20 protein-coding genes are annotated in these 18,887 nt (G+C 52.1%); 19 read left to right on the top strand and 1 reads right to left on the bottom strand.

Annotated elements, in window-relative coordinates:
• Window positions 1-6: 6 nt before the first annotated feature.
• Window positions 7-597, bottom strand: coding sequence for a D-alanyl-D-alanine dipeptidase (ddpX, locus tag LKE13_RS03010; RefSeq protein WP_227948213.1), 591 nt, complete (start codon window positions 595-597; stop codon window positions 7-9).
• A 92-nt stretch (window positions 598-689) separates the two neighbouring features.
• Between ddpX and tsaB the strand changes: the two genes are divergently transcribed.
• The 19 genes from tsaB to truB all read left to right on the top strand — a co-directional run bounded on the left by tsaB (window position 690) and on the right by truB (window position 18,884).
• Window positions 690-1,394, top strand: a complete 705-nt coding sequence (tsaB, locus tag LKE13_RS03015; protein WP_227948214.1) for a tRNA (adenosine(37)-N6)-threonylcarbamoyltransferase complex dimerization subunit type 1 TsaB — start codon at window positions 690-692, stop codon at window positions 1,392-1,394.
• Between the two features lie 12 nt (window positions 1,395-1,406).
• Window positions 1,407-1,865: a ribosomal protein S18-alanine N-acetyltransferase gene (gene rimI, locus LKE13_RS03020; RefSeq protein ID WP_227948215.1), complete on the top strand. Its 459-nt coding sequence runs from the start codon at window positions 1,407-1,409 to the stop codon at window positions 1,863-1,865.
• Window positions 1,866-2,006: 141 nt separating this feature from the next.
• Window positions 2,007-2,423: a MucR family transcriptional regulator gene (locus tag LKE13_RS03025; protein WP_227948216.1), complete on the top strand. Its 417-nt coding sequence runs from the start codon at window positions 2,007-2,009 to the stop codon at window positions 2,421-2,423.
• Between the two features lie 92 nt (window positions 2,424-2,515).
• Window positions 2,516-3,001, top strand: a complete 486-nt coding sequence (locus LKE13_RS03030) for a Fur family transcriptional regulator (protein WP_227948217.1) — start codon at window positions 2,516-2,518, stop codon at window positions 2,999-3,001.
• 21 nt (window positions 3,002-3,022) lie between these two features.
• Complete coding sequence (locus LKE13_RS03035; RefSeq protein ID WP_227948218.1) at window positions 3,023-3,805, top strand: lysophospholipid acyltransferase family protein; 783 nt, start codon at window positions 3,023-3,025, stop codon at window positions 3,803-3,805.
• A gap of 162 nt (window positions 3,806-3,967) precedes the next feature.
• Complete coding sequence (miaB, locus tag LKE13_RS03040) at window positions 3,968-5,329, top strand: tRNA (N6-isopentenyl adenosine(37)-C2)-methylthiotransferase MiaB (protein ID WP_227948219.1); 1,362 nt, start codon at window positions 3,968-3,970, stop codon at window positions 5,327-5,329.
• 8 nt (window positions 5,330-5,337) lie between these two features.
• The gene (locus tag LKE13_RS03045; RefSeq protein ID WP_227948220.1) at window positions 5,338-6,378 is read left to right on the top strand and encodes a PhoH family protein; all 1,041 of its coding nucleotides are present in this window, start codon (window positions 5,338-5,340) and stop codon (window positions 6,376-6,378) included.
• Between the two features lie 7 nt (window positions 6,379-6,385).
• Window positions 6,386-6,934, top strand: a complete 549-nt coding sequence (gene ybeY, locus LKE13_RS03050) for an rRNA maturation RNase YbeY (protein ID WP_227948221.1) — start codon at window positions 6,386-6,388, stop codon at window positions 6,932-6,934.
• 26 nt (window positions 6,935-6,960) lie between these two features.
• Window positions 6,961-7,881 (top strand): hemolysin family protein, encoded by a 921-nt coding sequence (locus tag LKE13_RS03055; RefSeq protein WP_227948222.1) that lies wholly within the window; start codon window positions 6,961-6,963, stop codon window positions 7,879-7,881.
• The gene (gene lnt, locus LKE13_RS03060; protein ID WP_227948223.1) at window positions 7,878-9,458 is read left to right on the top strand and encodes an apolipoprotein N-acyltransferase; all 1,581 of its coding nucleotides are present in this window, start codon (window positions 7,878-7,880) and stop codon (window positions 9,456-9,458) included. The genes LKE13_RS03055 and lnt overlap by 4 nt, the downstream gene beginning before the upstream one ends.
• 109 nt (window positions 9,459-9,567) lie before the next feature.
• Complete coding sequence (locus LKE13_RS03065; RefSeq protein ID WP_227948224.1) at window positions 9,568-9,990, top strand: helix-turn-helix domain-containing protein; 423 nt, start codon at window positions 9,568-9,570, stop codon at window positions 9,988-9,990.
• Between the two features lie 130 nt (window positions 9,991-10,120).
• Entirely contained in the window at window positions 10,121-11,290 is a 1,170-nt protein-coding gene (gene metK, locus LKE13_RS03070; protein WP_227948225.1) for a methionine adenosyltransferase, read from the top strand.
• 10 nt (window positions 11,291-11,300) lie between these two features.
• On the top strand, window positions 11,301-11,996 hold the full coding sequence (gene trmB, locus LKE13_RS03075) for a tRNA (guanine(46)-N(7))-methyltransferase TrmB (RefSeq protein ID WP_227948226.1): 696 nt from the start codon (window positions 11,301-11,303) through the stop codon (window positions 11,994-11,996).
• A 109-nt stretch (window positions 11,997-12,105) separates the two neighbouring features.
• Window positions 12,106-12,645 carry a ribosome maturation factor RimP gene (gene rimP / locus LKE13_RS03080; RefSeq protein WP_227948227.1) on the top strand — a complete coding sequence of 180 codons (540 nt, stop codon included), beginning with the start codon at window positions 12,106-12,108 and terminating at the stop codon, window positions 12,643-12,645.
• A 34-nt stretch (window positions 12,646-12,679) separates the two neighbouring features.
• Entirely contained in the window at window positions 12,680-14,245 is a 1,566-nt protein-coding gene (gene nusA, locus LKE13_RS03085) for a transcription termination factor NusA (RefSeq protein ID WP_227948228.1), read from the top strand.
• Window positions 14,246-14,267: 22 nt separating this feature from the next.
• Window positions 14,268-14,861, top strand: a complete 594-nt coding sequence (locus LKE13_RS03090; RefSeq protein ID WP_265334750.1) for an RNA-binding protein — start codon at window positions 14,268-14,270, stop codon at window positions 14,859-14,861.
• Window positions 14,862-14,863: 2 nt separating this feature from the next.
• Window positions 14,864-17,548: a translation initiation factor IF-2 gene (infB, locus tag LKE13_RS03095; protein WP_227948229.1), complete on the top strand. Its 2,685-nt coding sequence runs from the start codon at window positions 14,864-14,866 to the stop codon at window positions 17,546-17,548.
• A 43-nt stretch (window positions 17,549-17,591) separates the two neighbouring features.
• Window positions 17,592-17,981: a 30S ribosome-binding factor RbfA gene (gene rbfA / locus LKE13_RS03100; RefSeq protein WP_227948230.1), complete on the top strand. Its 390-nt coding sequence runs from the start codon at window positions 17,592-17,594 to the stop codon at window positions 17,979-17,981.
• A gap of 6 nt (window positions 17,982-17,987) precedes the next feature.
• The gene (gene truB, locus LKE13_RS03105) at window positions 17,988-18,884 is read left to right on the top strand and encodes a tRNA pseudouridine(55) synthase TruB (protein WP_227948231.1); all 897 of its coding nucleotides are present in this window, start codon (window positions 17,988-17,990) and stop codon (window positions 18,882-18,884) included.
• Window positions 18,885-18,887: the final 3 nt, after the last annotated feature.

An 18,887-nucleotide genomic window follows, 5' to 3' on the forward strand; every position in this document is an offset into this window, starting at 1 on the left:
CTCTCTCTAGCCCGCCTCTGAATGGCTGGCGCTGTCCATCATCCGGGTGCCGGCTGCCTTGTCTGAGAGGGTAGGGTATCGGCGGGGTCTAAACAATTGGTAATGCCACCATTCATTTCGATAAAAATCCCAGCCCGCAGCCGACATAATACCCAGCAATATGGCCCGGTTCCGCTGCGCCTCTGCTGAAATGTCGCGTGCGCCATGATAGGAGGTGGGCGTCATCGCATCAAACCCCGTTCCCATCTCAAGTTCCTGCCCGGCGCCGTCAATCAGGGTGAGATCAATTGCCGCCCCTCTCGAATGCGGAGAACCACTGCTCGGGGCGGAAAGAAAATTCGGGTTCGGTGTATGGTCCCAGAGCGCTTGTACCGCCTCTGTCGGGCGAAAACCGTCAAAGAGCTTAAAACGCAAGCCGATATCCGCCGCCAGATCCACCGCGCGGCGCAAATTCTCTCCCGCCTCTAAGTTCAGGAAACAGGCTCCTCTGCTATATATCGCCCTGCCGGTGAAATTATTCGTTGAAGCATAGCGCAGATCCAGATCAACATTGAAGTCTTCGGCGGTTATTTCAACTAAACTCTCATTTAAGGGCATCTTGAACCTGCTGGCTTGAAATCACGCGGCATTGAGCGTAACACTCTCGCCTCACGGTGACCCTACATGGCTAGATTACGGAAGGCAATATAATGAAGATACTGGCATTTGATACAGCCCTGAATGCCTGTTCTGTTGCCGTAGCCGACGGAAACAATATCCTTGCCCATGATCATGAGAACCGCCGGCGCGGACATGCGGAAGCCCTGCTACCGATGATAGAGGCCCAAATGAAGTCAGCAGCAATGATATATAAAGACCTTGATCTGATTGCTGTCACTGTCGGTCCCGGTACTTTTACAGGGCTGCGGATCGGCCTCGCCGCCGCGCGCGGAATAGCTGTTGCCGCGAAAAAGCCGGTTATCGGTATTACCACACTTGAAGCACTTGCCGCCGCTGTACCCGTTTTAGCAACAAAGGGCCGCGCGATAATCGCCACCGCCGATGCCCGACGCGGAGAAGTTTATATTCAGGCATTCAATCGTCTGCAAAAGGATGAGGAAATTTCTCCGATAGATGCGCCCGCCGCAATCAAGACAGAACAGGCGTTGGCATCTCTTGATATAGAGACCGCTGTGCTTGTTGGTTCGGGCGCGCGCCTTCTGGAAAACATGCCGGGATTTGATGCTGAAGCATACAAAATCCTGAACTTACCCGACGACCCGGACGCTGTTGATCTTGTCCGTCTTGCCGCCGTGCGCGGATTACCGGCCCCATATGCGCCGCCTCCTGCCCCGCTCTATCTTCGGGCACCGGACGCAAAGTTACCGGGCGGCAAAGACCCGGTAGCGAACTGATCGAGACGGGCCATGCAAAAAGACAGAATATCCAACAACTTCTTCACCGACGCATCTGCCGTACCCCTCGTAACGGCAATGCATGCCCGTTGCTTCATGGCAAGCTGGAGTGAAGTCGAGTTTACCTCCGCGCTTAGCATTCCGGGCACTCTACTGCAGATATTAAGTAGCGACCAAGAACCTGTGGGCCTTTCACTTTACCGGATTGTCTCGGATGAAGCGGAGATACTGACTCTTGGTACCTTACCGGAATTTCGCGGGAAGGGATTTGCCGCACAACTTCTTGCCGCAGGTATTGAGAAATTAAAAGACACGGGTGTTAGGTTTGTGTTTCTCGAAGTAGGTTCACAAAATTTCACAGCCATACGTCTTTATACTACGGGAAGATTTGAAGAAATCGGCCGTCGAAAAAATTATTACAACCGAAACGGGAATCCGGAAGATGCCATTATAATGAAAAGAATTATTTAACCCACTAATCGCAACAAACAGAAAATCGGAATAAATGTTAGCTTAAAATATTTTTTTCTTTATTCTATTTAATATTTCGTTCTTTCACTTATATTGATTATACACTTTAAGTCATCCGATATTGAGGGAGGGATACTATTAATGTCCGAAAAAATAGAAAAGCTGGAGCTTCTTGCTCTGACGACGGATATCGTTACCTCGCATTTGTCTCGCAATCCTGTCAGTACTGGAGAAATTTCTTCACTGATTAGTGATGTATATAAGACTCTTTCAACCATTGGTGAAGCAGCTGAAGAAGAAGACAAACCAGAGCCGGTTGTCGCCATCCGTAAATCCGTTAATCCGGATTACATCATTTGCCTGGAAGACGGTAAAAAGCTGAAAATGCTCAAACGGCACCTCAAAACGTCTTACGACATGACCCCGGATGAATATCGGGAGCGTTGGGGCCTACCGTCCGACTACCCAATGGTTGCCCCCAATTATGCCGAGCAGCGCCGTAATCTTGCGAAAAAAATTGGTCTTGGAACCCGCCGCAAGAAAGCAAAGAGCAAGTAATATCCACTTTCGCTGGCCCTAAAAAATAAATTGTATAAAATCAGGACTGCTGACAGCAAGTCAGTGGTCGTTGAATGTTAACAGAGGTTCATATGCCAACTCGTTTGGAACAAGTCTGCCTTGAAAAAGGCCTGCGCATGACGGAACAACGCCGCGTAATTGCGCGTGTTCTTTCGGAATCACAAGACCATCCTGATGTTGAGTTGGTTTATAAACGGGCCTCGGAGCTTGATGACACCATCAGCATATCCACTGTTTATCGCACGGTTCGTATGTTTGAGGAAAACGGGATTCTTGAGCGTCACGACTTCGGCGACGGTCGGGCTCGCTATGAGGAAGTCTCCGAAGATCATCATGATCATCTGATCAATGTACAAACAGGACAGGTGATTGAATTTACGAGTGAACAGATTGAAGAACTGCAGAAGAAAATTGCAAAGGAGCTTGGTTTCGAGTTGATAGATCATCGGCTCGAGCTTTACGGAAAGCCTCTGTTAAAATCGAAGATGACAAAGGTCTCGCCCGAAGAATCAGTCGTCAACATCAAGCAGACAATCCATAGCAAGAAATTCAATTAATGGTACCATGCGTCCACGCATATGAGTAACATCCGCCCAATTCTTACTGTGCTGGCCGTTCTTCTATGGGTGGCGGTTCTGGTCCCCGCCCAGATAATGGTTCTGCTGTTCTTCAAACAATACCGATACCGTATTCCGCAAATTTTCCATGCGGGGATTTGCTGGCTGCTGCGAGTGAAGGTTGTAGTCTCAGGCAAGATTGAGCATGGAGACCCGACATTGTTCGTGCTCAACCACATCTCATGGCTCGATATTCCGGTGGTCGGGAAGGTTCTCCCGGGCAGCTTTGTCGCCAAGAAAGAGGTGGAAAAATATCCGCTTGTCGGGGCGATCTCCAAATTACAGCAGACAATCTTTATCGAACGTACTCGCCCTGCGATCAAGGGCCATAAGGGTGAAATGCAGGAACATCTTGAAAATGGTGACAACCTGTTCCTGTTCCCGGAAGGCACATCGTCAAACGGGATCATTATCCAGAATTTCAAAAGTGCATATTTCGGCCTAGCGGAACGGGAGATTAACGGCGGCCATCTTCTCGTGCAGCCTGTCACCGTTGCCTACAGCCGGTTAAATGACATTCCGCTGACACGGGGCACGATGAGGATTGTTGCCTGGGTCGGGGATGAAGAACTGCTCAGCCATGTATGGGAGTTTCTTAAGCGGGGCACTATTACGGCGGAGCTGCGGTTTCATCCGCCGGTGACAATTGATGACTATGATTCTCGGAAAACAATGGCAAGTGATTGTCAATTGACCATCGCGAAAAGCCTTAGCCGTGCATTAACCGGAAGAGAAGAGCCTTAATGTTCCGTAATTTCAGGAAAAATGCGCATTTGGCGATTTTTCCCGTGAATTACAGGCCCCGCTTCTCTATTTGTCATATAATTGCTAATTTACCCATGATAAAGAACGGTTTTACAGATTGATGGATAAGACCTTCTGTACCGGTGAGGTTGACTAGGACGCGTGAATAAAAAACTTTATATCTCGACATATGGCTGCCAGATGAATGTCTATGATTCAGCCCGCATGGCAGACTTGATGGGCCCCCTTGGCTACTCCCTGACAGACAAACCCGCAGATGCGGATATGGCAATTCTCAATACCTGTCACATTCGCGAAAAGGCATCGGAGAAGACATTTTCCGAGCTGGGGCGCCTGCGCAATATGCGCGCCGATAAAAAATCCCGCGAGGAAGGCGACATGATTATCGCCGTTGCCGGATGCGTCGCGCAGGCCGAAGGAGCGGAGATCATGAAACGGGCGCCCTATGTGGATATGGTGTTCGGGCCACAGTCCTATCATCAGCTTCCGGAAATGGTGGCTCAGGCAACCCGTGGCGTCGGCCATATATTGGAGACGGAGTTTCCCGTTGAACCCAAATTTGATTACCTACCCGATGAGGCAATCGACAAGAACCTGAGCGCTTTTCTCACCGTTCAGGAAGGCTGCGATAAATTCTGCGCCTTTTGTGTCGTTCCCTATACACGTGGTGCCGAATTTTCTCGCCCGGTCGCCGCCATTCTTGACGAAGCAAAGCGCATGGTCGCCGGAGGAACTAGGGAAATTACCCTGCTCGGACAGAATGTAAACGCTTATCACGGTGACGGAGCAGATGGAAAACCGGCCAGTCTCGCGCGTCTGATTTATGAACTGGCGGAAATTGATGGGCTTGACCGATTGCGCTATACGACGTCGCACCCACTGGAGATGACCGAGGATCTCTGTCAGGCCCACCGGGATGTAGATATCCTGATGCCGTATCTTCACCTGCCTGTTCAGGCAGGATCTGATCGAATTCTCGCGGCTATGAACCGGCGCCATACGGCGGATGAATACCGGCGTATTATTGACAAGCTCCGACACTATAAGCCGGACCTCGCTCTGTCAGGCGACTTCATCGTCGGTTTTCCGGGTGAGACGGATCAAGAATTTGAAGATACCCTCCAGCTAGTGCGTGACGTCAAATACGCGCAGGCCTATAGTTTCAAATACAGCCCGCGCCCCGGAACTCCCGCAGCCGCACTGGATGGCGACATTATTGATGAGGCGGTAAAATCCGAACGACTTGCGCAGCTACAAACTCTTTTGAATGAACAACAGCTTGCCTATAACCAGACTTTTGTCGGCAAGGAAATTGATGTCCTGCTGGAGCGGGAAGGAAAACGTGAAGGGCAGCTAGTTGGCCGCAGCCCCTATATGCAGTCCGTCTTCATTCCCTCGCCCCCTCATCGAATAGGGCGCATTGCAACTGTCATTGTACAAGAGGGAAATGCAAACTCTCTACGTGGCGAATTGAAACCCGGTAGTGTCGCAGACGCGGCATAGGAACAAACGTGGCAAAAAATCAATCCAGCTCCAAAACCTCGAAATCCAATCCGGATAAGAACACCGCGACTATTCTTGAATTTGACGACAATCACCTACTCGCCCAACTCGTCGGAGAGCATGACCGCTATCTCGCACGGATCGAACAAGGGCTTGATGTTTCTGTTGTTTCTCGTGGCAATAAGATGGCCGTTTCTGGTAGCAACACGGCAAAGGCCGCAGCTAAAACCGTTCTGCAGGATCTTTATGAGCGCCTGAAAAAAGGGATGGATGTCACCGAAGGCGAGGTCGACGGCGCTATTCGCATGGCAAGCGATGCGCCAGCAGAAGACGGGAGCCGCGGATCTGTTTCCGGAGAGAATGGTTTGATCGTTACCAAACGTCGGCGGATCACGCCCCGCTCGACCAATCAGGGCGTTTATGTAAATTCCTTGCGCACCCATGAACTGGTTTTCGGCCTCGGGCCCGCCGGTACGGGTAAAACCTATCTTGCCGTTGCAAATGCTGTTGCCATGCTGATTGAGAATAAGGTCGATCGGCTTATTCTGGCCCGGCCGGCAGTGGAAGCTGGCGAAAAGCTCGGTTTCCTCCCCGGCGATATGCGCGACAAGATCGACCCCTATCTACGACCACTTTACGACGCGCTCTATGACATGCTGCCCGCGGAGGAAGTTGTCAAACGCCTTGAAAATGGGGAAATCGAGGTAGCCGCGCTCGCCTTTATGCGCGGTCGGACACTTTCCAATGCGGCAATTATCCTTGATGAAGCACAGAATACAACGCCGGTGCAGATGAAAATGCTACTCACCCGCATGGGCGAAAATTCCCGCATGGCAGTCACCGGAGACTTGAGCCAAGTTGACCTACCACTCGGGATGCGTTCTGGATTGCATGAAGCGGTTGATATTTTAAAGGGCGTTAAAGGGGTCGATTTCATTAATTTTGGTGAATCTGACGTTGTCCGACATCCGCTAGTCACCCGTATCGTTCGCGCCTATGGGGAACATGACCGGGAAAAGCAACTGGCATTGAAGGCCCGAAAATCATGATGCTCTGATGGATAATCTTCCCTTTACCATCGATCTTGCCATATCCATTAACGACTCCGCTTGGCAAGAAAATGTTGCGGATATCAACAGCCTGACGACAGAAGCCGTCCAAGCGACTCTTGGCGTTGTCAGCAAGGAGTTTAAACTCACACCCCTTACCGATGCCCCAAAGCCAGCGGTAGAGATCAGCCTTGTTTTCACAGATGACGCAGAAGTTCATACCTTGAATCGGAATCACCGTGATAAGAATAAACCAACAAATGTTCTTTCCTTTCCGGATGCCCCGCTTGACCAGTCAGAACTTGCAAGTGCCGCGCAGATGAAAGAGCCGCTATTGCTCGGTGATATTGTCATGGCGCGGGAAACATTGATCCGCGAAGCAACCGAGCAGAACAAAAGCGTCCGCGATCATTTGACACATTTGCTGGTACATGGCGTTTTACATCTTGCCGGTTTTGATCATATGGAAGAAAATGAAGCCGAGAAGATGGAAAATCTTGAAATCATGATCTTGCAAACCTTAAATATTGCCAACCCCTACGAGCTTTCAGATTAACCGCGACAGGAGACCTCTGACCGAAAATGACCGAAAATGTGTCGAGCGAGAGCCTTCCCGAAACGCCGGAAGATCCGACAATACCAAAATCCTCGAATGGTGTCCTACATATGCTAAAGCGGGTTCTCGGAATCGGGCAGCAATCGGATCGAAGCGTCCGCTCAACGCTTGAGGAATTGATCGAAGAGCATAACGATCCGGAACAATCCATTAACGCCACCGAGAAATTGATGCTGACCAATATCCTGAGTTTCAGTGAACTCAGCATAAGTGATGTGTTGGTCCCACGCGCCGACATAGAGGCGATCGATGCTAATTCGACACTGCATGAGGTGGTAGAGCGGTTCAAGGAAACAAGCCATTCGCGCATGCCCGTTTACAGCGAGACACTGGATAATGTGACCGGCATGTTCCACATCAAGGACCTGATCAACTTCTGGAGCAAGAAAGACGGGGGTGATTGGTTGAACTTCCGACGCGAAATTCTATTCGTGCCGCCATCAATGACTGTTCCTGACCTCCTGCTTAAAATGCGCGCGACACATATTCACATGGCGGCCGTCGTCGATGAATATGGTGGTATTGACGGGCTGGTTACGATCGAGGATCTGGTCGAGGAAATTGTCGGTGACATCGAGGACGAGCATGACGAGCAGGAAGGTCCACTGATCGTCGTCGGCGCGAATGGCATGCTTGAAGCCGATGCGCGGGCATCCATTGAGGAACTTGAAGCGCTCGTGGAAATGGACCTACTTCCCGAAGAGGAAGACGATGAAGTAGATACGGTTGGCGGCCTGGTCTTTCAGCTTGCCGGTCAGATTCCAGCGCGCGGGGAAATCATCTCCCATTCCGGCGGCTTGGATTTTGAAATCATCGATGCGGACCCCAGAAAAGTCAAAAAGGTTAGAATTCGGCGACGCGCACCGGATTCGGAACTTGCTGAATGACGGCCCTGAATACTTGGGTTTCAAACTTGTCCCAAATTAAGAAGTATCTTCTTGCCTTTATACTGGGTGCCCTTATCGCCGCGGCGTTGCCGCCACTTAATCTTGTCTTCTTGCTCCCGGTCAGCTTTACCGGCCTTCTCTGGATACTCAGTACTGCAACTACGCGGCGGCAGGCTTTCCTTGCGGGGTGGTGGTTTGGTTGGGGGCAGTTCATTGCCGGCCTATATTGGATCGGCGTCGCCTTCACGGTGGACGCAAAGACACATGCGTTGTTGATGCCTTTGCCCGTTCTGGTGCTTCCCGCAATTCTTGCCATTTTCTCTGGCTGCGCCACGCTTGTAACCCATATGTCCGGGGCAAGATCGCTTGCGAGGGTTTTTATTCTCAGCGCAGCCTGGATCGCGTTTGAGTATGTCCGCGGGGTAATTTTCACCGGCTTCGCCTGGAACACGATTGGCTATAGCTGGAGCGGTATTCTCCCGGTTCTGCAAACAACTGCATTTATGGGGGTGTACGGCCTGACCCTGCTGACGGTTTTTCTGAGCTCCCTGCCCGCGCTTTTTGGAGAAGCCGAAACATCGCGAAGGACGGCTTCTCTCTCACTCGCTATCACCGCCGGGCTTTTTGCAATTTTCTACGGTATCGGTATAGCCCGCATCCCGGCCACAGCCGTGAAAACTTTCGAGAATGCAACTTTGCGCATCGTCCAGCCAAATATTCCACAAAAGGATAAATGGAAGCATAATCTTCTTCTGGAGCATTTGCGCAAGATTGTAGCGCTCAGCCTGACCGATGATGGAACCAGTCTACCCCGTTACTTTATCTGGCCAGAAACGGCGGTGCCGTATTATCTAACGACGACGAAGCCGTTACAAAAAGAACTGGCGCAAATTATCCCGCCGGGCGGCGCCATTGCAACCGGTGCCCCACGTCGTGACCCCGTTGTTCGACAATACTGGAACAGCCTGCAGGTTCTCGGCGAGACTGGCGAGATACTGGATATTTATGACAAGCAGCATCTGGTACCTTATGGTGAATACATGCCGCTCCGCTCACTTATGGCGGCGACTGGCCTTTCTGAAATCATTCCCGCACTCGATCAGATGTCTGATTTTGCCACGCCGGATAGTTCCGCAAAAAAAGTGATCAATATTCCCGGCCTACCGCCTGCGCGGGCTCTGATATGTTACGAAATTGTCTTCCCGTGGGAGGTAGATCCCGACACCCCCTTTTCCTGGATCCTCAATATTACTAATGATGGATGGTTTGGCACGACATCGGGCCCTTACCAGCATTTTGCCATGACCCGGACCCGCGCGGTTGAGCAGGGTGTCGCAGTAGTGCGAGCCGCAAATACGGGCATTTCGGCAATCATTGATCCGTATGGCCGTGTACCAGAAGAACTCGCCCTCAATGAAACAGGTTTTATTGACGGAGATTTGCCTCTACCGATACCGGAACGGACATTGTATGCGCACTACGGTGAGGCAATCCCGGTTGCACTGGTGATCGCCTTTACTGGAATTGGGATCGGTCTTCGCCGCCGACCTTCGAAAAACGCACGCTTGTCTTCTTGACTAGAAATTTCTTTGGCGATACTGATTAAAAACAACTTGAAGGTTTAGAAGTGCGAACTGTTAGCACGTATGGTTATTTTCAAACCGCCAGATAGTATGAGGGATATAGATGTCAAATCATCCGGTGGATGCGCATGTAGGTAGCCGACTCCGAATGCGTCGGACATTACTTGGTCTCAGCCAACAAAAGCTGGGAGAAAAGCTGGGCTTGACGTTCCAACAAATACAAAAATACGAACGCGGCGCCAATCGTATCGGCGCAAGCCGTCTGTTTGAGCTCAGTCGTATTCTTGATGTAAAGCCCGCCTTCTTTTTTGAGGAAATGCCGTCAGGAAGCACCCTACAAACCTCAGGCATACAGGAACCAACAGACGAGTTCGAACATGATTTTCTCGGAAAACGCGAGACTTTGGAACTTGTCCGTGCCTACTACAAAATTAATAATCTGGACGTTCGCAAACGGGTCTTTGATGTCGTCAAGGCATTGGCCGCTGATGAGGCAGATAAAGACACTTCTGTGTCGACGAATTAGACCGGAACGCAGATTTTCTTGACCGCAACTTCGATTTTGTTAGAGTGCGGCAGACTTTCAAATTGGGTGGTCGGCGCCGTTCCCTTTGGCTTCCATAAAGCGCCATTGACTAAAACAAAAGGATGTTCGCGTGCCTAGCAAAAATTTTCTTTTCACAAGTGAATCGGTATCGGAAGGGCACCCTGACAAGGTTTGTGACCGGATTTCGGACAGTATTGTCGATTTATATCTGTCACAGGACCCCTTTTCCCGCGTCGCCTGCGAAACACTGACGACAACAAACAAGATTGTGCTTGCCGGTGAGGTTCGCGGCCCAGCTGAAATCACGAAATCCCTTATTGAAGAAACTGCTCGCGCCGCCGTAAAGGACATCGGTTATGAACAGGATGGCTTTCATTGGAAGAATGCGTCCGTCGATGTGTATCTGCATGCTCAGTCAGTGGACATCGCTCAAGGTGTGGATGCCGCTGGCAATAAGGATGAAGGCGCCGGCGATCAGGGGATTATGTTCGGTTATGCGGTGAACGAGACAGATGTCCTGATGCCCGCGCCTATTTATTATTCCCACAATATTCTGAAAGCACTTGCGGATGCACGTCACAGCGGCACGGAAATAGGCTTGGGACCGGATTCAAAAAGTCAGGTCACTCTCGCCTATGAAGATGGAAAACCCGTCCGCGCAACGTCGGTTGTTGTCTCCACCCAACATGATGAAGGCCTCGACACGGATGCCGTGCGGGAAATTGTTCGCAAATACGTCGTCGACGTACTACCCGATGGCTGGATGTGTCCGGAAGATGAATTCTACGTCAACCCAACCGGAAAATTCGTCATCGGTGGCCCGGACGGGGACGCCGGTTTGACAGGCCGTAAGATCATTGTTGATACATATGGCGGTGCCGCGCCTCATGGCGGCGGTGCTTTTTCAGGTAAGGATCCAACAAAAGTCGACCGCTCCGCCGCCTATGCGTCTCGTTATCTCGCCAAAAACGTCGTAGCCGCTGGCCTTGCTGATCGCTGCTGCATCCAGGTATCTTACGCCATTGGCGTATCCAAGCCGCTGTCACTCTATGTTGATCTTTACGGAACAGGTCAGGTTGACGAAAATAAAGTCGCCAAGGCTCTGATGGAAGTTATGGATCTGACGCCGCGCGGCATTCGGGAGCATCTTGGCCTGAACAAACCGATCTATGCCCGGACTGCCGCCTATGGCCATTTTGGCAGAGCGCCCGAAGCAGATGGTGGCTTCTCTTGGGAAAAGACCGATCTGGTGGACAGTTTGAAATCTGCGCTTTCCTAACGCTGTGACAATGTCGGACATGCAGACGAAGGACGGCGCGCGCATCCTGTATGGCCGTCGCCGGGGAAAGCCTCTTCGCAAGGGGCAGCAACGTCTGATCGAATCATGGTTTCCAAAACTGGCTATTTCGCTTGAGCCATGCCAGATTGACCTCCCTTGCCTGTTCGACGATTCCTGCCGCGCCTTTTGGCTGGAGATTGGCTTTGGCAGTGGGGAACATCTGGCATGGCAGGCGAAGGAAAATCCCGATGTCGGCTTTATCGGTTGCGAACCGTATATCAATGGCGTCGCAACCCTTCTAGGCAAGCTGGAAGAAAATGACGCGAAGAATGTCCGGCTCCATAACGACGCGGCAGAACTGGTAATCGGAAAACTGCCCGATGCAAGCATTGATCGTGCGTTTATTCTTTTCCCTGACCCCTGGCCAAAAAGCGGGCATAAAAAACGGCGATTCGTCTCTAATGAAAACATTGAATCCCTCGCCCGGGTTATTAAACCCGGTGGGGAGCTTCGAATCGGTACTGATCATGAGGATTACGGCGCATGGATCCTTTGGCACATGCTGCGATCCGAAAAATTCACATGGATAGCTGAAAAACCTGAGGATTGGCGTGAGCGCGGGAGCGACTGGCCACCAACGCGCTATGAGATGAAGGCCGTCGAAAAAGGGCTGCGGCCCGTCTACTATCGATTCCACCGCCAATAGGCCAGTTCCTGCGGGGCCAACGCAAATAAAAAGCTTGGCTTTGCCAGCATCTCAGCTATTATAGGCGTATACATACTGTTCGCTCACCGTCAGGATGAGCATTTGAGCGGTGGGCCTCTGGTCCGCTGTTTTTTTATGTTTTGTCACAACTGCGAGAAGTACCCTGAACCCGATCGAGAAAATTGAAGATCTGATCACGCCGCCTTTAAATGATATGGGCTACGAAGTGGTGCGGGTACGCCTGACGGGAAGCGAAAGTAAAGTGCTTCAGATTATGGCGGAAAAACCAGACGGGACAATGACCATTGAGGGTTGCACGGAAGTCAGCCAGATGGTATCGGCGCTGTTAGATGTGGAAGATCCCATTTCGGGTGCCTATAATCTTGAAGTTTCCTCTCCTGGAATTGATCGGCCGCTGACGCGCCTCAAGGATTTTCAGCGCTGGTCCGGGTTTGAGGCAAAAGTGGAATTGGAGCAGGCTGTTGACGGCCAGCGCCGATATCGTGGGAAGCTGTTGGGCCTAGAGAATGATATGGTCATACTGCAGCTGGACGACTCCAGTCGACTGGAGCTGCCTTTTTCTGACGTGAGGAAGGCAAAATTGATTTTGACAGACGAACTGATCGCGGCGAGCACAAGTCGTGATTAAATCGTAAACATGTTTTTTGGACGGACATTTGGTCATGGAAAACGCAGCTAGTTTAAACCGCCTGGAATTATTGCAAGTCGCCGATGCGGTTGCCCGAGAAAAGGTTATCGATCGGGATATCGTTTTGGAAGCAATGGAAGAGGCTATCCAGAAAGCGGCGCGCGCTAAATACGGGCATGAAAATGACATTCGCGCCAATATTGATCGGGGAACAGGTGAAATTCGTCTTGCCCGCATCCGTGAAGTCGCCGAGGAAGTCGAGAATGAGGCGACGCAGATTTCTGTTGCCGACGCCCAGCCGGAAAAAGAAGGCGCCGTCGTTGGCGATCTGCTGGTCGACCCGCTGCCACCCATCGATTTTGGTCGCATCGCTGCCCAGACGGCAAAGCAGGTGATCGTTCAAAAGGTCCGTGAAGCGGAGCGTGAACGCCAGTATCATGAGTATAAGGATCGCGTCGGCGAGGTTGTCAACGGCATCGTCAAACGTGTTGAATATGGCAATGTAACGGTTGATCTAGGCAAAGCTGACGCCGTGGTCCGCCGCGATGAAATGTTGCCGCGAGAAACATTCCGTCAGGGCGACCGTATTCGTGCCTATATCTATGACGTGCGGCAAGAGCCTCGCGGACCGCAGATTTTTCTCTCCCGCAGTCATCCACAGTTTATGTCGAAACTGTTCGGTCAGGAAGTGCCTGAAATTTATGACGGCATTATCGAAGTGAAGGCCGTTGCCCGCGATCCGGGAAGCCGGGCGAAAATTGCCGTTCTTTCCAGCGACCCGAGCATTGACCCAGTTGGTGCCTGTGTAGGTATGCGCGGGTCTCGCGTGCAAGCAGTAGTCAACGAGTTGCAGGGCGAGAAGATTGATATCATTCAGTGGTCGCCCGATCAGGCAAGCTTCATTGTCAATGCATTGGCGCCTGCAGAAGTCGCCAAAGTCGTGCTTGATGAAGATGCAAACCGTATCGAGGTTGTTGTTCCTGATGACCAGCTCTCCCTCGCCATTGGTCGGCGCGGACAGAATGTCCGGCTTGCCTCACAACTGTCCGGCTGGGATATCGATATCCTGACGGAGGAAGAGGAAAGCAACCGACGTCAGGCTGAATTCACTGAGCGTACACAAAACTTCATGGCCGCCCTTGATGTGGACGAGACGATTGCCCAACTATTGGCCTCGGAAGGGTTTACCTCTGTTGAAGACGTCATGTATGTGGATGTCAACGAAATTGCCGAAATCGAAGGCTTCGATGAAGAAATCGCAGTTGAGTTGAGCAATCGTGCGCGAGAATATGTCGAGCAAACTAATTCCGAGCTGGAAGAAAAGCGGCAGGAAATGGGTGTCAGTGATGACATCGTGAATTTGCAGCTCCTGACCCCTGCCATGATTGTCGCTCTGGGTGAAGCTGGCGTTAAGGAACTTGACGATCTCGCGGATCTGTCTGGCGACGAACTTATCAGCCCGGAAGACGGAATTTTACGTGAATTCGGCCTGACGGCAGATGAAGCCAATCAGGTTGTAATGGCGGCACGCGCGCATTGGTTCGAAGATGAAGATGCCGCAACGGAAGAAGAAACAGAGGAAGAAAATTCAGCCGATTGAGGCAGCTGGCGGAGAAGTAGACTTGAGTGATCCGCAACGCCGGTGTATAGCCACTGGACAAATACAGGAAAAGGACGCACTACTTCGCTTTGCGGTCTCACCTGATGGTCAGTTGGTTCATGATATTGGCTTTAACTTGCCTGGACGCGGAATCTGGGTAAGCTGCGATGCGAAAGCAGTTGAGCTGGCAGTTAAGAAACGACTGTTTGGCAAAGCGGCGAAGCGAGCAGTAACTGTGTCGGAAGACCTGGTAGCGATAATTGACCAGTCTTTGGCACAACGAAGTTTGTCCCTGATAGGGCTTGGGCGTAAAGGCGGTTTGGTGACAGTCGGCTTTGCCAAGGTTGAGAGGGCGCTGAAATCGGGGAAGGCAACCTTATTGATTGCCGCCGCCGATGGAGCCGAAGACGGACGGCAGAAGCTCAAGCGGATCGCTGGACCGCTGCCAGTGATAGAAATATTCAGCGGCGCCGAATTAAGTCAGGCGTTGGGTTTGGAAAATGCAATCCATGCCTGCCTGACAAATAGCGCCCTGACGAAAAAGATTTTGACGGCGGCCTCCCGGCTGAAAATGTTCAGGGGTCAACGCAACCTAAATACCGAAGTGTCGGAGTAAGAATGACTGAGACAAATGACAAGGATGGGCGTAAGTCGCTTAGCCTGAATAAACCGTTAGAAGCGAAAAAACCCGCTGGCGGCAATAGTCAGGTCCGTCAGAGCTTTACCCATGGGCGCTCCAAGACGGTACAGGTGGAAGTGCGCAAAAAGCGTAGCACTCTGGGTCTTGGCGGCCAGAAGCCAGCTACAGCTAGCCCTGCTGCACCGGCGGCAAAGAAGACTCTCCATGTCGCGAAGCCTGCGGCAAGCAAGAAAAAGCCAGCTGAAACGTCAAAATCCAGTGGCTCCAAAGATGGAACCGTCATTCTGACTAATGACGAGAAGGCAGCACGCGCAGCGGCGCTAGGTCTCGCTCGTGAGCAATCCTTGCGTGATGCCGCGGAGCAAAAAGCCCGCGAAGAAGCGCAAGCCGCAGAGGACGCACGCAAAGCAGCAGAAGAACCAAAAGCTGCCGATGACGCCACAAAAGAGGCAGAATCTCCAGCTGAGCCTGTAAAACAGAAACGCCGCTCTCCTGAAGAAAGACGCCGTGCAGAAGAGGAAGAGGCGCGCCGTCTGTCAGAAGAAGCAAACGCGACAAAGAATGCGCAAGTTGCCGTCCATCGTGAGAAGGTCAAGTCAACTGCGAAAGACGAAGAACTTCGGCGCGAGGCGAAAGCACCGCCGCCGCGCAATCAACGGACCGTTGAAGGTGACTCCACTCCAGGCAATGATCTCGCAGGTGGTCGCAAGAAAACAACGAAAAATATACGCGGTGCTGAAGAACGTCCCACACCTACTCGCAAACCGAATGAGCAGCGCCGTCGCTCGGGCCGCCTGACAATTGGGGAAGCGCTTGATGATCGTGGGCCGAAACAACGGTCCCTCGCCTCTATCCGGCGCGCCCGCAAAAAGCACCAGCAAGATGCAGAGCCACCACAGAAAATTTTCCGTGAAGTTACCATCCCGGAAGTCATCTCCGTGCAGGAACTTGCCAACCGTATGACCGAACGTTCTGTCGATGTTATCAAGGCATTGATGAAACTTGGCATCATGGCGACGGCCAATCAGACCATCGATGCGGATACGGCGGAGCTGGTCGTTGAAGAACTCGGCCATAAAGCACGCCGAATTGCCGCGTCCGACGTGGAAATCGGCCTGGGCGGTGAAGAGGAGGACACTGCTGAAAGCCTCCAGCCACGTGCGCCAGTTGTTGCCGTCATGGGCCATGTCGATCATGGTAAAACCTCCCTTCTGGACGCCCTTCGCAAGTCAGACGTTGTCTCCGGCGAAGCGGGCGGTATTACACAGCACATTGGTGCGTATCAGGTAAAGCTCGCCTCCGGTGAGATCATCACCTTCCTCGATACACCAGGCCATGAAGCTTTTACAGCAATGCGCATGCGTGGCGCGCAGGTCACTGATATCGTTATTCTGGTCGTTGCCGCAGATGACAGCGTAATGCCCCAGACAATTGAGGCGATCAAACATGCGAAGGCGGCGGAAGTTCCGATTATCGTCGCTATCAACAAATGCGACAAGCCGGCCGCAGACCCGAACAAAGTGCGGCAGGAACTGCTCCAGCATGAAATCTTCGTCGAAGATATGGGTGGTGACGTTCTGGACGTGGAAGTTTCCGCCAAAACGGGCGCCGGGCTTGATAAGCTGCAGGAAGCAATCCTCCTGCAGGCCGAAGTACTGGAACTTAAAGCCAACCCCAACCGGTCCGCACATGGTACGGTTGTCGAGGCAAAACTCGAGACGGGACGCGGCATGGTCGGTACCGTTCTTGTAAACCGGGGAACTCTCCATGTCGGTGACTACTTTGTGATGGGTCCGGCAATGGGCAAAGTTCGCGCTCTTCTTGATCATCGCGGTCAAAACGTTGAAGAAGCGGGACCGTCCGTTCCGGTCGAAGTTCTGGGTATTCAGGGTACGCCGACAGCGGGCGATGATTTCGTTGTGACAGAGTCGGAAAGTAAGGCGAAGGAAATTGCCACCTACCGTCAGCAACTGGACAAGGACAAGAAGGTTACAGCAAGCGCCCGTGGCACGATTGAGCAGATGTTCAGCGCCATTCAGGAAGGCACAGCGGATGAACTGCCGGTCGTGATCAAGGCGGACGTTCAAGGTTCGGCGGAAGCAATTACCACGGCCCTTGAAAACCTTGGCACCGATGAAGTTGCGGTAAAAGTCCTTCTCTCCGGCGTTGGTGGTATCACTGAATCCGATGTTGCCCTAGCGGCCGCGTCACGGGCAATTATTATCGCCTTTAACACCCGTGCCAACAAGCAGGCGAGAGATGAAGCTGAAAGTCAGGGCATCGATATTCAGTATTACTCAGTCATCTACAACGTGATCGACGATATGCGAGCGATGCTGTCCGGCATGCTGGCCCCGACCCTGCGGGAAAACTTCCTCGGCTATGCGGAAATTCGCGAAGTCTTCAATATTTCGAAGATCGGAAAAATCGGCGGCTGTATGGTTACCGAAGGCAACGTCAAGCGCGGCGCGAAGGTACGATTGCTGCGTGATGATGTAGTTATTCATGAAGGAACACTGTCAACTCTCAAGCGCTTCAAGGATGAAGTCAAAGAGGTGAAATCCGGCATGGAATGCGGTATGGCGTTCGAGAATTACCATGACCTGAAAGTCGGTGACTTCATCGAATGCTTTGAGGTCGAAGAGGTGGCACGGGAGCTTTAGGGCTCCCCTGCTCAACATCGCGTAGATTCGCGGGAGAAATCTCATGGCACATACAAAACGAGGCCCAAGGACTGCGAGCAAGCGGCAGTTACGTGTGGGCGAAGAGCTCCGCCATGTCATTGCCGATATTCTCTCACGGGACTTGATTCATGATCCGGATGTTGCGGGGTCGTCTGTCACGATCTCGGAAGTGAAACCGAGTCCTGACATGCGAAATGCTACCGTCTATGTCACCTCTCTTGGCGGTGTCAACGAGGAAGCAGTCATCGCCGGCCTTAATCGGACGTCAGGCGTCATTCAGGGAGAGATGGGAAAACATCTTACCATGAAGTTCACCCCACGGCTGGTTTTCAAGAAGGACGATTCCTTTGCCTACGGCAGCCATATAGACGATCTCATTCGCAAAAACCGGCTACCGGAAGATTCCAAATAGCATCCTATGGCACGAAAGCGGCGCGGTATCCCCATCCATGGATGGCTCAACATTGACAAGGATGCTGGCCTGAGCTCTGCGCAGGTGGTGGGCCGTGTCAAGCGGATCATGAATGCGGCAAAGGCGGGCCATGCGGGCACGCTCGACCCCTTTGCAACCGGAATTCTCCCCATCGCACTTGGCGAGGCGACGAAAACGGTCAGCTATATCACTGATGACAGCAAGGAATATCGTTTCACCGCCCGTTGGGGGGAAAAGCGCAATACGGATGATATTGAAGGGGAAATCGAGGCCACGTCCGATATCCGCCCAACCCGAGAGGATATTCTGAATATCCTGCCTTCTTTTACCGGCACGATCCGACAGTACCCCCCTGCTTTTTCCGCCATTAAAATAAATGGCGAGCGAGCCTACAAACTGGCCCGTGCCGGACAAGACATTGATATGCCGGAACGCGAAGTCCGTATCGAAAGCTTAAGCCTGATCGAGATCGTTGACACCGAGCACGCCATCTTTGAGGTGACCTGCGGAAAAGGCACATATATCCGCTCTCTCGCTCGCGACATAGCGGTGAAGCTGGGAACTGTTGCCCATTTGTCAGCCCTTCGCCGTATCCGGGTCGGTCCTTTTTTAGAGATGGATGCGATTTCACTGGATAAGTTGGCAAAGCTGTGGCAGTGTCCCGCAGAATTTGAGGGCTTGCTCCCAATTACGACCGCGCTGGACGACATCCCGGCTCTGGCCGTAACGGAACCGCAGGCGATACGTTTGCGGCACGGTAATGACGTGGCGGCCCCAAATCAAGCAGACGGTTTTGTCTGTGCCATGGACGGAAACATCCCGATCGGTATCGCGAAAATCGAGGCTGACCGGATGTACCCTGTCCGGATTTTTAATTTATAAACC

The organism is Sneathiella sp. HT1-7 (assembly GCF_020731145.1).
In the GTDB taxonomy this organism is placed as follows: domain Bacteria; phylum Pseudomonadota; class Alphaproteobacteria; order Sneathiellales; family Sneathiellaceae; genus Sneathiella.

What these genes read in the sequence shown, in the direction of transcription:
- rimI (WP_227948215.1), top strand. Translation starts at nt 1,407, where the DNA reads ATGCAAAAAGACAGAATATCCAACAACTTCTTCACCGACGCATCTGCC.
- infB (WP_227948229.1), top strand. Translation starts at nt 14,864, where the DNA reads ATGACTGAGACAAATGACAAGGATGGGCGTAAGTCGCTTAGCCTGAAT.
- LKE13_RS03065 (WP_227948224.1), top strand. Translation starts at nt 9,568, where the DNA reads ATGTCAAATCATCCGGTGGATGCGCATGTAGGTAGCCGACTCCGAATG.
- LKE13_RS03030 (WP_227948217.1), top strand. Translation starts at nt 2,516, where the DNA reads ATGCCAACTCGTTTGGAACAAGTCTGCCTTGAAAAAGGCCTGCGCATG.
- lnt (WP_227948223.1), top strand. Translation starts at nt 7,878, where the DNA reads ATGACGGCCCTGAATACTTGGGTTTCAAACTTGTCCCAAATTAAGAAG.
- trmB (WP_227948226.1), top strand. Translation starts at nt 11,301, where the DNA reads ATGTCGGACATGCAGACGAAGGACGGCGCGCGCATCCTGTATGGCCGT.
- ddpX (WP_227948213.1), bottom strand. Translation starts at nt 597, where the DNA reads ATGCCCTTAAATGAGAGTTTAGTTGAAATAACCGCCGAAGACTTCAAT.
- LKE13_RS03055 (WP_227948222.1), top strand. Translation starts at nt 6,961, where the DNA reads ATGACCGAAAATGTGTCGAGCGAGAGCCTTCCCGAAACGCCGGAAGAT.
- truB (WP_227948231.1), top strand. Translation starts at nt 17,988, where the DNA reads ATGGCACGAAAGCGGCGCGGTATCCCCATCCATGGATGGCTCAACATT.
- LKE13_RS03025 (WP_227948216.1), top strand. Translation starts at nt 2,007, where the DNA reads ATGTCCGAAAAAATAGAAAAGCTGGAGCTTCTTGCTCTGACGACGGAT.
- tsaB (WP_227948214.1), top strand. Translation starts at nt 690, where the DNA reads ATGAAGATACTGGCATTTGATACAGCCCTGAATGCCTGTTCTGTTGCC.
- rbfA (WP_227948230.1), top strand. Translation starts at nt 17,592, where the DNA reads ATGGCACATACAAAACGAGGCCCAAGGACTGCGAGCAAGCGGCAGTTA.
- ybeY (WP_227948221.1), top strand. Translation starts at nt 6,386, where the DNA reads ATGGATAATCTTCCCTTTACCATCGATCTTGCCATATCCATTAACGAC.
- LKE13_RS03035 (WP_227948218.1), top strand. Translation starts at nt 3,023, where the DNA reads ATGAGTAACATCCGCCCAATTCTTACTGTGCTGGCCGTTCTTCTATGG.
- nusA (WP_227948228.1), top strand. Translation starts at nt 12,680, where the DNA reads ATGGAAAACGCAGCTAGTTTAAACCGCCTGGAATTATTGCAAGTCGCC.